The sequence below is a fragment of the Moraxella sp. K1664 genome, from assembly GCF_039693965.1.
Taxonomy (GTDB): domain Bacteria; phylum Pseudomonadota; class Gammaproteobacteria; order Pseudomonadales; family Moraxellaceae; genus Moraxella.
On the sequence record NZ_CP155576.1, the window covers coordinates 1,683,291 to 1,698,364 of the forward strand.

The 15,074-nt window shown below is 42.8% G+C and carries 18 protein-coding genes; 11 read left to right on the forward strand and 7 right to left on the reverse strand.

Annotated features, from left to right (window positions below; all coding sequences use genetic code 11):
* Positions 1-30: 30 nt before the first annotated feature.
* Positions 31-1,440: an outer membrane protein transport protein gene (locus AAHK14_RS08470; RefSeq protein ID WP_065256380.1), complete on the reverse strand. Its 1,410-nt coding sequence runs from the start codon at positions 1,438-1,440 to the stop codon at positions 31-33.
* 279 nt (positions 1,441-1,719) lie between these two features.
* Positions 1,720-1,935: a SlyX family protein gene (locus tag AAHK14_RS08475; RefSeq protein ID WP_065256381.1), complete on the reverse strand. Its 216-nt coding sequence runs from the start codon at positions 1,933-1,935 to the stop codon at positions 1,720-1,722.
* A gap of 255 nt (positions 1,936-2,190) precedes the next feature.
* Here AAHK14_RS08475 and AAHK14_RS08480 point away from each other — a divergent pair, with 255 nt between their 5' ends.
* The 3 genes from AAHK14_RS08480 (at position 2,191) to AAHK14_RS08490 (ending at position 6,547) form a co-directional block, all read left to right on the forward strand.
* Positions 2,191-3,219, forward strand: coding sequence for an IS110 family transposase (locus AAHK14_RS08480; RefSeq protein ID WP_346818194.1), 1,029 nt, complete (start codon positions 2,191-2,193; stop codon positions 3,217-3,219).
* Positions 3,220-3,400: 181 nt separating this feature from the next.
* The gene (locus tag AAHK14_RS08485) at positions 3,401-5,344 is read left to right on the forward strand and encodes an ATP-binding cassette domain-containing protein (protein ID WP_065256977.1); all 1,944 of its coding nucleotides are present in this window, start codon (positions 3,401-3,403) and stop codon (positions 5,342-5,344) included.
* A gap of 222 nt (positions 5,345-5,566) precedes the next feature.
* Complete coding sequence (locus AAHK14_RS08490) at positions 5,567-6,547, forward strand: lipid A biosynthesis acyltransferase (RefSeq protein ID WP_227514769.1); 981 nt, start codon at positions 5,567-5,569, stop codon at positions 6,545-6,547.
* Between the two features lies 1 nt (position 6,548).
* Here AAHK14_RS08490 and vapC read toward each other — a convergent pair whose 3' ends face one another.
* Together vapC and vapB are read right to left on the reverse strand one after the other, a co-directional pair.
* Positions 6,549-6,947 carry a tRNA(fMet)-specific endonuclease VapC gene (gene vapC, locus AAHK14_RS08495; RefSeq protein WP_345894505.1) on the reverse strand — a complete coding sequence of 133 codons (399 nt, stop codon included), beginning with the start codon at positions 6,945-6,947 and terminating at the stop codon, positions 6,549-6,551.
* A complete protein-coding gene (vapB, locus tag AAHK14_RS08500; RefSeq protein ID WP_065256974.1) occupies positions 6,947-7,183 on the reverse strand; it encodes a type II toxin-antitoxin system VapB family antitoxin in 237 nt (78 codons plus the stop codon). The genes vapC and vapB overlap by 1 nt, the downstream gene beginning before the upstream one ends.
* Before the next feature lie 265 nt (positions 7,184-7,448).
* Between vapB and AAHK14_RS08505 the strand changes: the two genes are divergently transcribed.
* From AAHK14_RS08505 to scpB, 7 genes are all read left to right on the forward strand, one after another.
* Positions 7,449-7,721, forward strand: coding sequence for a hypothetical protein (locus AAHK14_RS08505; RefSeq protein ID WP_156065267.1), 273 nt, complete (start codon positions 7,449-7,451; stop codon positions 7,719-7,721).
* Entirely contained in the window at positions 7,718-8,137 is a 420-nt protein-coding gene (locus AAHK14_RS08510) for a type II toxin-antitoxin system VapC family toxin (RefSeq protein WP_065256972.1), read from the forward strand. The genes AAHK14_RS08505 and AAHK14_RS08510 overlap by 4 nt, the downstream gene beginning before the upstream one ends.
* 20 nt (positions 8,138-8,157) lie before the next feature.
* Positions 8,158-9,207: a tryptophan--tRNA ligase gene (gene trpS, locus AAHK14_RS08515; RefSeq protein ID WP_065256971.1), complete on the forward strand. Its 1,050-nt coding sequence runs from the start codon at positions 8,158-8,160 to the stop codon at positions 9,205-9,207.
* Positions 9,208-9,843, forward strand: coding sequence for a nuclease-related domain-containing protein (locus AAHK14_RS08520; protein WP_065256970.1), 636 nt, complete (start codon positions 9,208-9,210; stop codon positions 9,841-9,843).
* A complete protein-coding gene (locus tag AAHK14_RS08525) occupies positions 9,844-10,758 on the forward strand; it encodes a ScpA family protein (RefSeq protein ID WP_065256969.1) in 915 nt (304 codons plus the stop codon).
* Between the two features lie 32 nt (positions 10,759-10,790).
* Complete coding sequence (locus AAHK14_RS08530) at positions 10,791-10,913, forward strand: hypothetical protein (RefSeq protein WP_255518651.1); 123 nt, start codon at positions 10,791-10,793, stop codon at positions 10,911-10,913.
* Positions 10,914-10,977: 64 nt separating this feature from the next.
* Positions 10,978-11,586, forward strand: coding sequence for an SMC-Scp complex subunit ScpB (gene scpB / locus AAHK14_RS08535; protein WP_083108349.1), 609 nt, complete (start codon positions 10,978-10,980; stop codon positions 11,584-11,586).
* 377 nt (positions 11,587-11,963) lie between these two features.
* Here the strand turns inward: scpB and AAHK14_RS08540 are convergent, their stop codons facing one another.
* Positions 11,964-12,674 (reverse strand): YoaK family protein, encoded by a 711-nt coding sequence (locus AAHK14_RS08540; protein ID WP_065256666.1) that lies wholly within the window; start codon positions 12,672-12,674, stop codon positions 11,964-11,966.
* Positions 12,675-12,805: 131 nt separating this feature from the next.
* Positions 12,806-13,618, reverse strand: coding sequence for an enoyl-ACP reductase (locus tag AAHK14_RS08545; RefSeq protein WP_065256667.1), 813 nt, complete (start codon positions 13,616-13,618; stop codon positions 12,806-12,808).
* A 243-nt stretch (positions 13,619-13,861) separates the two neighbouring features.
* On the opposite strand from AAHK14_RS08545, the gene folE reads away from it, so the two are divergent.
* Positions 13,862-14,479 carry a GTP cyclohydrolase I FolE gene (gene folE, locus AAHK14_RS08550; protein ID WP_065256668.1) on the forward strand — a complete coding sequence of 206 codons (618 nt, stop codon included), beginning with the start codon at positions 13,862-13,864 and terminating at the stop codon, positions 14,477-14,479.
* Between the two features lie 100 nt (positions 14,480-14,579).
* On the opposite strand, the gene AAHK14_RS08555 is transcribed toward folE, so the two are convergent.
* The gene (locus AAHK14_RS08555; RefSeq protein ID WP_065256669.1) at positions 14,580-15,050 is read right to left on the reverse strand and encodes a Dps family protein; all 471 of its coding nucleotides are present in this window, start codon (positions 15,048-15,050) and stop codon (positions 14,580-14,582) included.
* Positions 15,051-15,074: the final 24 nt, after the last annotated feature.

Sequence of the window (15,074 nt, forward strand, 5' to 3'; positions counted from 1 at the left end):
AACCGTTTTTTTGGGAGTTTGGGGTTTTGGTTATTTTTTCTGATAAGCCAGTTTTAGACCGACCGCATAGCCGTCGTTATCTTCAAAACGTGCCACGCTAGCATCTGTCCCTACCTGAGTTGGGATTTGTGCAGTTGCATCGCCGAATTTAAAGTATTTACCGCCAAGCGACACTGACCATTCTGGGGTAACGTTATATTTTGCACCCAAGCCTAGGCTATAATAGCCTTTGATAGGTCCTAGCGTACTGACAGGATTGCCTGCACCGCTGTCATAACCGACACTGCCTGATACAGCAAGTTTGTCACTGACTTTTTTGCCCAAACCAACTTCTGCCGACCACTGATCTTTTGCATAGCGTACAATGGGCAGACCATTTGGATAAAGAGCAGGGTTACTGCCTTTGATGGTGTCACTATATTGTGGTGGTGTAATATTAAAGTCAGACCATGGCACATAACGCACTTTGGCGGTCAAGAGCGTGGTTGGGTTAATCCCTGTTTGAAAGTCTAGATTCCATGACTCAGGTAGGGTAACTTTAAAGTCACGAGAGCCTGCATAGCCTGTTGCAGGTACAAATTCAGCAATAGAACGCTCGTGGTCAATCTCGGAGCGATAGGTCAAGGCAGCTTTTAGGGCAATCTCAGGCTTGTGATAAGCAACACCAGCCACCCAGCCATAGCCCATGTCTGCACCGATGTTGGCGTCATAACCACCCATGCCACCATACGCAGTGCCACGCAAATGCACTTCACCTGTCAGGCGTTGCATTTGTGGACCACCATAGATTTGGAAGTTTTTGTTTTCACCCAATTTGGCACCAAGTAATAATGTGGCGTTTTGGGTGCGGATTTCTACGTTGGTGCCTTCGTCTTTTTGTTCTTCGGCAGTAGATGCGACATTTAACGCACTGCCTAAGTTGCGAGCAGTGGTTACAGTGCTAGCAAGCTGTGCTTGTAGTGCGGTAGTATCGCCACCAGCTGCTGCAGTTTGTGCGATGGCATTTTGTAACTGAGCAATACCAGCTTGGGCTTGTGCAAATCGTGCTTGGGCAGTTGCCACATTAGGAGCAAGACCACCAGTTAAAGCATTAACTGTTGCATCTGCCCCTTGGCTAACAAAGTTATTGCTACCACCATACTGTACCGCCGCACCCCATGGCTCATCATAAAGTACGCCCACACTAAACGTGTCATTAATGTCCGCTTTCACACCAAAACGCCCAAAATCATAGGCTTCGGCAATGTCAGAGATTGAGTTGTCAGAGATGTCCTTGCCTGACACATCCGCATCAATATAAGTATAGACCACTTCGCCATAAGTGCCATCTTGTAAAAATGCCGTGATGTCCTGCCCTGAACGGTCAAGACCTGCTGCATCTGCCACGCCAACTGCACTGATGGACGCAATCGCTACTGCTAAGTGTTTGTAGTTAAACATAGAACCACTCCGATTTATTACCATAAAATTTCCGTATGTCGCACATACACCTAGAAATCCTGCCAAAACATCCATACAACTGTTTTTACAATCGTATAACAAACGTTTTAACAAATGTTTCATTGCTACATATTAAAACAAAATAACTCATAAAGCAATAGCAAAAACCGCACAAAATCCCCATTTTTTGGCATTTCATCAAAAATTTGTAAATATGGATAAATGATTACAAATAATAATTATTATTATAAATTAAATACTGTTTTTTGTTTTATCCACTCAATAATGCGGTGGTCTGTCTGCCAATAAATCAAACGGAGCAATGCCGTCATCATCACGACTTTCTAAGAATTTATACAAAAGTTTTAATTGGTCTTGCAAGTCTTTTAACGTCTTATCCTGCTGGGCAATAACGTCATTTAGTGTATCTACCGTATTTTCAAGATAGGCGATTTTGATTTGTAAGTCAGTAATATCAGCGTGGGTGCCTGTCATTTTATTTTCCCCTTTAAGGTGTAAATTTGCTATAATTGGCACATTTTATCATTGAAAAGCAGGTAGTGGTATAAAAAGTATGCCAAACTAGGTTTTCCGTTCGCCCTTGTATCAACCCAACACCAAACCTAGATTATCTGCTAGAATGTTGTTGGGTTATACAAGCAAAGAGAACACGGGTTCGCCCTTAGTGTCTTAACACTGGTGCTCAGATGGTGTCCTTTGCTTGTCATCTTAACTCTGAATGGTATCTAAGTGCGTTTATTAAAACAGACACTGCATAAACAAGGCAAGAGACAGATGATACACTATATTGGCATAGACATCAGCAAAGCAAAGTTTGATGTTGCATTTATAAACCCAAGCACAAATAAAGTAAAAACCAAGGTTTTTAACAACAACAAAGCAGGCTTTGATTTACTGCTTGCTTGGTTAAAAACCAATGTCAGCAATCATCTTGATGAGCTACACATCATCCTAGAAGCAACAGGGGTTTATCATGAACACCTAAGTGAGTTTCTTGATGATAATAATATCAAGCAAAGCATTGTCAATCCTAACTATGTCCGCAAATTTGCAGACAGTTTGGGGGTAATCCATAAAACTGATAAAAAAGACAGCATTATTTTATCAAGGTATGGTTATAGCCACAAGCCTGAGGTTTGGGTAGCACCTAGCATTGAAGCCAAACAGCTAAAAGCTCTATTGGCTCGCTTAGAAGCACTCAAAGAAGATTTGCAACGAGAGCAAAACCGACAAGAGTTGCTCTTATCACCCAATCTGCCCGATTTGGTTAAAGCATCCATGCAAACAGTCATCAATGTCCTTCAAGAGGAAATTGCCAAACTCACCAAAGACATTGATGACTTTGTTGACAAACAACCAAGTTTAAAGCAAGACAAAACCTTACTTGAAACCATTGACGGCATTGGTTCTGTTATTGCCAAAGAAGTGGTATGCTTAATACATACCAAACAATTTAAAAAAGCCTCACAGATGGCTTCGTTTTTAGGCTTAATACCCAAACAAAGACAGTCAGGTGTCTTTAAGGGAGCAACCAAACTGTCCAAACAAGGGCAAGTCTCTTTGCGTGCTAAGCTGTATATGTCTGCAATGAGTGCCATTCGTTATAATAGCACCATTAAGGCATTTTATGAACGATTACAACAAAACGGTAAAACCAAAATGCAAGCCTTATGTGCTTGTATGCGTAAATTGGTACATATCTGTTTTGGTGTTATCAAAACCCAAACATCCTTTGAGCAACAAGTATCTTTAAGTTAGTTTGTAAGATACTAGATACCAGATACTTAAAAAACCATTGACTTAGGTGGGGTATCATGGTATCTGAGCCATGCCTGCGGGTGAAAGAAAACCTTTTCATGGTTCGACAAGCTCACCACGAACGGTTTTCTTAATAACATATTTTTAAACCAAAACCAAAAATCCGTATTGAAAATAAATTATGGCACTCATTCATCTAAAAAATATCTCTCTTGCCTTTGGCGTTGCCCCTGTCTTAGACCACGTTAATTTTAGCCTTGATGTGGGCGAGCGGGTGTGTCTGATTGGGCGAAATGGCGAAGGTAAATCCACACTCTTTAAGCTCATTGACGGCACACAAAGCCCCGATGACGGCGAGATTATCATTGCAGACGGTATCAAGATTGCCATGCTTGCCCAAGACGTGCCAAGCGATGACGGCACCTTGCTTGACATTGTCATGAATGGCGATGAAAAAGTGGCAACCCTGCTTCGCCAATACCACGACCTATCGGACAAATGCGGAACGGGCGACATGACCGCCTGCGAGCGTATGACGGACGTGCAACATGAGATTGACGCTTTGCATGGCTGGGAGCTAGAACGAAACGCTCGCACCTTACTTGACAACATGGGGCTAAACCCTACCGACCGCCTTGCCGACTTATCGGGCGGACGAAAAAGACGGGTTTTGCTCGCTCGGGCATTGGTGGTTAAGCCTGATGTGTTGCTACTTGATGAGCCGACCAACCATTTGGACGTAGAGAGCATTGACTGGCTAGAAAATTACCTGCTCGGGCAAAATTTGACCGTGCTGTTTATCACGCACGATCGCAAATTTGTGGATAATCTTGCCACTCGCATTGTGGAGCTAGACCGTGGCAAACTCTCCACTTATGACGTAACCCAAGGGGTTAAGGGCTATGCTCGCTATCAAGAGTTAAAGGAATTGGAGCTTGCCAGCGAACAAAAATCTTTTGAAGAATTTGACAAAAAACTTGCCCAAGAAGAAGTATGGATTCGCCAAGGCATTAAAGCAAGACGTACTCGTAACGAAGGGCGTGTGCGTGCGTTAAAGGCACTTCGTGAAGAGCGAAAACAACGCCGTGATGTGGTGGGGAGCGTTTCACTCACCCAAAACATATCCGAAAAATCGGGCAAAATCGTCTGTGAAGTCAAGGACTTAACTCTACAATATGACGGCAAAATACTGGTCAAAAACTTCTCAACCCTGCTCATGCGTGGCGACAAAGTCGGCATCATCGGTAATAATGGCGTGGGCAAAACCACCCTAATCCGCACCGTGCTTGGGCTTGATGACTCTGCCAAAGTGGGCGGTACGGTCAAGCTCGGCACAAACCTAAATATCGCCTTTTTTGACCAATTAAAAGACCAATTAGACTTTGATAAATCCGTTGCCGAAAACGTCTCTGAAGGCTCGGACTATGTGGACGTGGGCGGAAGACGCACGCACATTTTGGGGTATTTGCAGGACTTCTTGTTCACGCCAAACCGTGCCAGAACACCTGTCAAAGCCCTATCAGGGGGCGAAAAAGCCCGTGTATTGCTCGCCAAAAATTTGCTAAAACCTGCCAACGTCTTGGTGCTTGATGAGCCGACCAACGACCTTGACATGGCAACGCTTGAACTATTAGAAGAGTTTGTCGCAGGCTTTGACGGCACGATTTTGCTCATCAGCCACGACCGCACCTTTATGGACAACGTGGTAACGCAAACGTGGGTATTTGGCACGGACAAGGACGGTCATGGCGTGATTGATGAATATGTGGGCGGTTATCAAGATTATCTCACTCAAAAAGCCCGCCATGAACCAACCAAGCCCAAAGCGGATAAAGTTGAAAAATCAGAAACAGTCAAAGCTGACAAACCAAAATCCGACACGCCCAAAGCTGAACAAAAACGCAAACTCTCCTATAAAGAACAACGTGAATTAGAAAGCCTACCCAATGAAATTGCCGACCTTGAAAGCGAGCAAAGCGAGCTAAATGACAAACTGGCGGACGGTTCGTTATTTGTCAGTGATTTGGCATTGGCGACCCAATATAGCGAACGACTTGGCGAGATTGATGAGCTTTTAATGGAAAAATTAGAGCGTTGGGATGAATTGGAAAATTTGGTAAAATAAAAAGATTTTCAAGCCTTAGGTTTTCCGTTCGCCCTGAGCTTGTCGAAGGGTGATAGAAAACCGTAGGTTGCCCAAGCTCACCACGAACGGTTTTCTTAGTTTATTTCAAATTCAAAAGCGTATAAGACAAAAACAATGAGCAATAAAAACTGCTGTGGGGGCAATTGCCACACCGACAATCAAACCCCACAATCAAATAACCCACAAATTGACATTAAAAAAATGCCCGATTTGACCGCCACTCACAAACAAACAAGCATGGCGGACAAAGCCCCATTTCAATGGGAATTTTTATTGCCAAAATACTGGGGAATTTGGCTTGCGTTAATGATATTTTTACCGCTTGTTTATTTGCCACTTCGTATCCAGTTTTGGCTTGGCAGAAAAATTGGCGAATTGGCGTATATGCTTATCAAAAGACGGGTCAAAGATACGCTCACGAATTTAACCCTTGCCTTTCCCAATAAAAGCGATGATGAAAAAGTGCTAATCGCCAAACAGGTTTTTGTCAATCAAGGCATTGGTATTTTTGAGACGCTAAACGCATGGTTTCGCCCCAATGTCTTTAAACGCACGTTTAGCATTTCAGGATTACAGCATTTAATCACCGCTCAAAAAGAAAATAAAGCCGTGATATTATTGGGCGGGCATTTTACGACATTAGATTTGGGTGGGCGATTATGTACGCAGTTTTTCCCTGCTGACTGTCTATACCGTAAACAAAATAATCCGCTTTTGGAATGGTTTATCTATAATGGTCGCCGTCATATTTTTGATGAGCAGATTAATAGCCGTGATATGAAAAAACTCATCAGTCGAATTAAAGATAGTAAAGTGATATGGTATAGCCCTGACCAAGATTTTGGCTTGGAGCATGGGGTCATGGCGACATTTTTTGGCGTGCCGTCTGCAACCATTATCGCCCAAAGACGATTTGCCAGCATGAATAAAAAAAATCCGCCTGTGTTTATTGCCTTTGATATGATTCGCCAAACGCCTGACAATATCCCCAAAGGCAAACGCCCGCATTATCATATCAGCCTATCGCCTGTCATTGAAAATTACCCAAGCGATGATGAAGTGGCGGACGCCCAGCGTATTAACGACATCATGGAGCATAGTATCAAAAAGGATATTGCCCAATGGATGTGGTTTCATCGGCGGTTTAAAACGCAGGCGGACGGGACGGATTATTATGGGTGAGTTATTTTAACCAGTTTTCCACTCTTAGTCCGTCCACTCGGTTAAATTCACGTTCGTTATTGGTAACGACAACCAACCCTAAACTTCTGGCGTGTCCTGCTATCATGACATCATACGCCCCAATGGGTGTACCTTGTTTTTCAAGCGTGGCTTTGATGTTGGCGGTTTGAAAACTGGCACGAACATCATAATCCAATACGGTCAGCGTATCAGCAAATACTTCTAAGGCATGAAAGGATTTTTCACGAGACATGGACTTTTCAGCACCGACCGCCAGCTCCATGAGTGTTACGCTACTAATACAGAGCTCGTATTGATGTAGATTAAACCGCTCACGCACAATTTGCGGTTTGTTTTTCATGGCATAAATGCAAATATTGGTGTCAAGCATATAAGTCATCATGGGAAAAGCTCTTCTCGCTCTTGGGGCATGGGTTGTTCCCGTTCACTCATAAAATCATCTGGCACGTCCACATGGTCAAAAAAATAATCCCATGCCGACCCCGCAGGCGACAAGATGCGAGTATTACCCACCACTTTAACATCAACGTGCTTGATGTTATCAGGGAATGCCACGACTTTGGGTAGGCGAACAGCTTGGGTCTGGTTGGTTTTAAAGATACTGGCAACAGTCATAACAATTCCCCTTATGATTGTGTATATTTTAGATATATACATTATAAAATTTCCTGCTTATTTTGTCAAAATGATTTTTGCCAGACTATAAAAAATGATAAAATATAGGGTGTGCTTGCCTTTGGTATTTGCAATAAAAACTGATTAAAGCGAGAAACTTTATCGTATTATAAAAATGTTATCAATGTCAGACATGCCCTATATTTTAAAGAAAATTTTAAAAAAATTTGCTATAATTGACATTCATTTTGACAAGGATAAAACCATGCAACTTACCACAAGAGAATTGGTTGAAAAATTTGGCTCTCATCGCTTGATTGTGCTTGATGATGATGTTTTGGCAGATTTTGACGATGATACCGTGCTTTTATTATCCGCCCAAAAACCAACCAAAAAACCCATTTTGCCAGAAATTGCCAAATACGCCAATTTTTTAAAAAATGATGTTGCCGATGATAATGAAAATATTGACGAGCAAAGCAAACGCATCATGGCAATGCTAAATGCTGATGATAAACGCATTAAGGCAGGTTTATGAAAACCATTAGCATAGACACCAATATTCTTGCCCGTTATTTTTTGGGCGATGATATTGACCAACAAGAAATGGCATTGCAATTATTAAGTAATTATCAATGTTTTGTACCCATAACAGTGATATTAGAATTGGCGTGGGTATTACAATCTTACGATAAATCAAAACTAAGTGTCATTGAAAGTATTTTGATTTTATCAAAATTACCCACGATTATTTTAGAACATAAACAAGCGGTAATTTCTGCAATGCGTTGGGCGATTGAAGGCATGGATATTGCTGATGCCATTCATTTAGCCATTGCCAAACAGTATGATTATTTACCATTAAGCAGTTTTGATAAACGATTTATCAATAAATCAAAAAGCATTGATAATGCACCCATTTGCCAAACCGTCAAAAGTTTGATTGAACAATAATTTAACATTAAGAGAAAATCATGACCGCACCAACCACCAAACGCATTTTAACAGGCATTACCACCACAGGCATTCCCCATTTGGGCAACTATGTCGGAGCGATTCGCCCTGCCATTCAAGCGGTGCAAAACTCCGATGATGACGCCTTTTTCTTTTTGGCGGATTATCATGGGATTATCAAATGTTTTGACCCTGATGAGATTCATCGCTCCACCAAAGCCATTGCCGCCACTTGGATTGCCTGCGGTCTTGACCCCGAGAAAGTTACCTTTTATCGCCAGTCGGACATTCCTGAGATTCCTGAGCTTGCGTGGATTTTAAACTGCTCTTGTGCCAAAGGTCTGATGAACCGAGCCCACGCCTACAAAGCGAGCGTGGATATGAACCTTGCCAAAGAAGACACGGACGCTGACTTTGGTATCAGCATGGGGCTGTTTAGCTATCCTGTGCTGATGAGTGCGGATATTTTGATGTTTAACGCCACGCACGTCCCTGTCGGCAAAGACCAGATTCAGCACATTGAAATGGCACGAGACATTGCAGGGACGTTTAATTTTAAATACAAAGAGCTGTTCACGCTCCCGACTGCCGTAACGGACGAAAACACGCCCCTACTGACAGGGCTTGACGGTCGCAAAATGAGCAAATCCTACGGCAACACCATTCCGCTATTTGGGGACGGCAGTCCCACCATTGACCCGCAAAAGGCACTAAAAAAAGCAATCGGACAAATCGTAACCAACTCCCAAGCCCCCGAAGAACCCAAAAATCCCGATGAATGTAATATTTTTGAGATTTATAAGGCCTTTGCCACGCCTGATGAGATAAATGCCCTTGCCGAGCATTATAGACGTGGTATCGGTTGGGGCGAAGCTAAGGAGATTTTGTTTAACAAGATTGACGGCGAGATTGCTCCCATGCGTGAAAAATACGCTCATCTTATGGCAAATCCTAAGGAGCTTGAAGAGATTTTGCAAATGGGGGCGGTTAAGGCTCGCCGTGTCGCCCAAAAACAGCTCGATAAAACCAGACGTGCGATTGGGATTAAACCGCTTGCGAAGTTGAAATAAATGGATATTTTGCCCATTTTTATCAATTCATTAAAACCACTTTTGTGGTTTTTGCCAATATTTTTCATCATCGCCTTTTTAAAATCACCCTTATTTAAAGGGTGGTTTGGCGAAAAATTGGTAAATATAAAATCAAACAGTACTTTACCAACAGATATTTATCATGATTTTCATGATGTTTTAATTCAAGATGAATTTGGCATTACGCAAATTGACCATATTTATATTTCTAAATTTGGTATTTTTGTGGTGGAAACCAAAAATTATCAAGGTTGGATTTTTGGCAAAGTTCATGATAAAAAATGGGTGCAAAATATTTATGGCAAAAAGCAATTCTTTCAAAATCCATTACATCAAAATTACCGACACATCAAAGCCTTAGAAAAAACTTTAAATTTAACAAATGATTATTTTCATTCTGTTATTGTTTTTGCTGGGAATTGTGAATTAAAAAACTCTTTTCCTGATAATATTTGTTACTTATCAAATTTTACGGATTATATTTTATCCATAAAAGAACCCATACTTCGCCAAGATGAGATAGAGCGTTTAATTCATTTATTAAACATGAAAAGATTGGAAAACAATAAAACCAACAAAAAAGAACATATCAAACATTTAAGGCAAACCCATTAAATGACCGACACCGCCCAACCCGACACCCCCATCCGTATTTTTGATACGCCCGTTTCATCATTGCCTGATGATTTATATATCCCACCCCAAGCATTTGCGATATGGCTTGAACAATTTGCAGGCCCGCTTGATTTTTTGTTGTATTTGGTTAAAAAGAATAATTTTGATTTGACCGAAACCGCCATTTTACCGATTACCGAGCAGTATTTGACCTACATCAAAGAGCTTGATGATACTTATTTTGAACTGGCGGGCGATTATCTGCTCATGGCAAGTACGCTCATTGCCATAAAAAGCGAACTTTTGCTACCCCAACCTGAAATCATAGGCGAAGAGCTGAGCCCCAAAGCACGACTCATCAGACGGCTAGAAGAATATGCCCAAATCAAAGAAGCCAGTCGCCGACTAGACAGTCTCATCCGCCTAGAACGTGATGTGTTTTTGGCATTTGCAAGCCTGCCTAGTAGTGAAGCCATGAAAGCCGAATTGCCAAGCTACTCGCCCCAGATACTCATCAACAGCTTGATTACTATGCAAATCAAGCCTGATTATCAAATGCACCACATCAAGACCGACCCTGTGCCACTGCCTGAGCGTATCGCTAAGATTAGCCTGATGTTAAGCCAACAAGGCTCTGGCACGTTTGCCGAGCTACTCGATGAAACGCAGGGGCGTGTGGGCGTGGTCGTGAGTTTTGTGGCGGTGTTAGAGCTTCTAAAACGGGGGCTGATTGGCTTTGCTGACGGTGATGACGCCCTACTCAAAAGTGAGATAAATGTGGACATCGCCCAGAGTTTTCAGCTTGAAGTCATGGACGCCCCCACGTCCAAAAAAGGCAAGCAAAAAGACCCTTTATTTAACATCAACAACACCGGCTTTGACTTGTCCGAGCAGACTTTATATTGGCTTCATTGATCATTAGGGCGTGTTGAATATTGGTATTTGCAATGAAAAATGAGAAAAATCGCACGTTTTTCAAGGAAAAAACACAGGCTGATAGTCGTTCTATCAGCCAAGTTTTTGACGATGAAAAACAAGATTTAGCCATTTTTCATGCAAAAATTGGTTGAAATTGTCAAATTTTGCCATATCTATAAGAATGTTATAAATGTTCAACACGCCCTAGACAACCGTATGCAAAACAACCAACCCTTATCCACGCTTACACCCAACAGTGATAGCGACAAAATCGCTGATGACATCAAAGACACCCACGCCACTGCCACAGCGTTAAGTCGCTATATTGAAGTGCTACTGCACGCCAGCGAGTCGCCTTTGACGGCAGATGATTTAAAAAAGCATTTGATGATAAGCCAAGATGAATTTGATGTGGCACTGGCGGTGCTAGAAGAGCGTTTGTCGCACAGCGTGCTGACCCTTGCCAAGACCGCCAGTGGCTATCGCTTGCAAATCAAGGACTCGTACAGTCGCATCATTCATCAGGTATTCCCCGAACGCCAAGAGACCCTAAGCCAAGCCCTGTTAGAGACCCTAAGTGTCATCGCTTATAAACAGCCTGTTACTCGCTCGGATATCGAGCATATTCGTGGCGTGAGCGTGTCTAGCCATATCTTACGCCAACTGTTTGATAAGGGTTGGATTATGGAAAAGGGACATAAAGACGTGTTGGGTCGCCCTGCCTTATTGCACACCACCAAGGCGTTTTTGGACGCATTTGGTTTGACTGATTTAAAAGAATTGCCCGAATTGCCTGATTTGGAAAATTTTAAAGTGGACGGCTAGGGCTTATATTAAAATAACTGATTTCATGATATTGGGTTTTTATTAAACCGCTCAATTTACCTTAAATTATTTGATTTTAATTTATTTTAATTTATAATCATTTAATTTCAAAATACACCAATGACAGTAGGTGCGTATGACGCACCAATCAGATTTTTCATTTAAAAGGTGCGCGGTACGCACCTTACTATTATTTGATTTTAATTTTAATTTGGTATTATTAAATTGAGATATGTAGGGGTGAATTGTATTCGCCCAAGTATTTTATTTAAAAAATACATTTTAAAAATTTTAGGTATCTAATTAATCATATTTTCAATTATAAATTTACAACCATTAATATCGCAATTTCCCCTATTGATTTTAAAAATCCCACCCTATCTTTTTCTTTTGCGTTTTATCATCATAAATTTAATCATACGCTCGGAACGACGAAACCATTTTTCCATATGCACATAACTGATTGCCGAGAGAAAAATAATGGTAATCGGCAGAAGCATTGACCAATAGCCATATTTGGCATACAGCCACACCGCCACAAAGCCACCGCCAAAAAATCCCCACCATAACGCACTTTGTAGCACCACTTTGGCAAGACTGACCTTTCGCCCCACAAGCCAATGCCCCACAGTCGCCCCCAAATCGGACGTTACCCCAGTCAGATGCGTGGTACGCACCACCGCCCCATGATAGGTTGCCACCATGGAGTTTTGTAGTCCGCACGCCATGGCGATGAGCATTTGCCCGTAGTCGTTGCCCGATAGATACAGCGACAGACTGCCACAGAGCAGGACAAATTCTAGGTACATGGCATAGCCATAATGACGTTTGATGTGTAGCTCACTGCCCCCGATAATCATGCCACTTAGCACCGAGCCAAGCCAAAACGAGCCCACCGACACAAGCAGTAGCCATAGGTTTTCCCAGTCATGATGAAAAGACGTAACCGCCAGCAGGCTGATGTTGCCCGTAACGTGTGATGCCGAAACGTGAGTAAATCCCATGAGTGCGGTTGTATTCAAAATGCCAGCACTAAATGCCAACACCACCGCCCCACACAGTACCCAAGTGGGAAGTTGGTTTTGCATGACGGATGAATGAGTGATACCAAACCAATTAGTTTACAAAACTTTGGACAAAAATAAAAGCACACAACACAAGACGTGCTTGATTGTGTGCTGTTAAAATGTTACAAAATTTTACAAGACTTAGGCGTGTCTTACTCGGTATCGTCCGCCACCAGTTCTATAAGCTCACTGCTTAGTCCGACAGTATTAAACCCTGCGTCCACAAACAAAATCTCGCCTGTAATACCGCTCGCCCAAGGCGATAGCAGGAATAAAGCGGCGTTACCCACTTCCATTTGATTGACGTTGCGTTGTAAGGGCGTTACTTTTTCGGTAACGTCCAGCATTTTGCGGAATGACTTGATGCCACTGGCGGCAAGCGTACGAATGGGGCCTGCACTAATGGCATTGACACGAATGCCTTCTTTGCCCAGCGAGCTTGCCAAATAACGCACGGACGATTCTAGACTGGCTTTGGCAAGTCCCATGACGTTGTAATTTGGCAATACAGAAATACTGCCTTCATAAGTCAAAGTCAAAAGCGAACCTTGACGTTTGGCAAGCAATTCACGACTGGCTTTGGCAAGTGCCACAAAGCTGTATGAGCTGATGTCGTGAGCGATGGCAAAGCCTTCACGGGTCGTGGCGTCTGTAAAATCACCGTCCAACTGCTCGGCAGGGGCAAAACCAATGGCGTGTACCACACCGTTCACGCCGTCGCCCCAAATGCGAGCTACTTCATCAAAGCATTTGGCAATCTCATCATCCGAGCTAACATCACAAGGCAACACCGCCACCGCCCCAAAGGTCTCGGCCGCCATGTCTACCCGTTTTTTGATTTTGTCGTTGGGGTAAGTCAAAATCAGCTCCGCCCCTTCACGGTGCAAGCACTCGGCAATCGCCCACGCAATCGACAGCTTACTGGCAATGCCCGTTACCACAAATCGTTGACCTTTTAATAACATCAGTCGCTCCACGCATTTAGTTAAAATTGTTGGCATTATACCACAGATTTTGTCAAATGGGGAAAATTTAGGAACGATTGTAAACTTTTAATTAATCGCCATTTATTTGAATTTGGCTATTTTAAAAGGGTAAATTTAAAAAAGCAAAAATTACAACCCATTACCATGACAAAGCACACAAACCATTTGGCAAATCTTGTCTTTTTCGCTATAATATCACGTTTATTTTTATTTGATAATACCATGTGCCAACATTGCGACAGCCACGCCACGCCCGCCTTTTCTTTTGATGTAGAAGCCACCGCCCAGAACTACGCCAATATCATCTCCGCCAGTGGCGAGAACCTAAGCCGTGAAGGACTGCTTGATACGCCCATGCGTGCCGCCAAAGCCTTTCGGGACTTGACGGCAGGCTATCATCAAGACCTGCATACGGTTGCCAATAATGCCATTTTTGCCAGCGATAATGCTGATTTGGTGCTTGTGCAAAACATTGAATTTTATTCATTGTGCGAACATCACATCCTGCCATTTTTTGGCGTGGCACACATCGGCTATCTGCCAAATGGTAAGGTATTGGGCTTATCCAAACTGGCTCGCATTGTTGATATGTATGCCAAACGCCTACAAATCCAAGAAAACTTAACCAAACAAGTCGCCCAAGCCATTCATGAGCTTACGAACTGTCGTGGTGTGGCGGTCGTCATGGACGCAAGCCATATGTGCATGATGATGCGTGGCGTGGGCAAACAACAGTCCACCACCCGCACCACCTGTATGCTTGGGGTGTATGAGACGGACAATCAAGCCAGAAATGAATTTTTGAGCACCATTCCTAAGCGTGTGCCAGCATTTGGCTGATGGTGATCTATTTTAGAATTAGAAATAGGCACGATAAAAAGCCCTTAATGTAGAGTTAAGGGCTTTTTAATTGGGTTAATGATGGGTTAAATGATGTGGATTAACCCAAAAACGCATTATACATCCAAATTTCTTTTTCTTGGGCTTGAACATATTCTGTAACGATGTCGGACGTGCCTTGGTCAGATGCCCCTTCGGCAAGCTCAGCAACGGCTCGTTGTTCTTCGATAAGTGTTTGCAAGCCCTTAACCACGCCTTCCACACAGCCACGACCGTCAAACACGCCTTTGTCTTCTTTGATGCTAGAACGCTCGGCAAAATCACTATAAGCGTGTAATGGCGTACCACCTAGCGTTAGGATGCGTTCAGCGATTTCGTCAATTTGCAGTTGTAGCTCGGTGTACAGCTCTTCAAATTTTGGGTGCAAGGTAAAAAAATGCTCGCCTTTGACATTCCAATGATAGCCACGCACGTTGATATAAAACAGATGATAGCTAGACAGTAGGGCGTTTAGGGCTTTGATAACTGGGGTAAGTTCTGCTTTTTCAAGACCGATTTGATTGGTACTCATAACATTTCTCCGATTGGTTGGTTT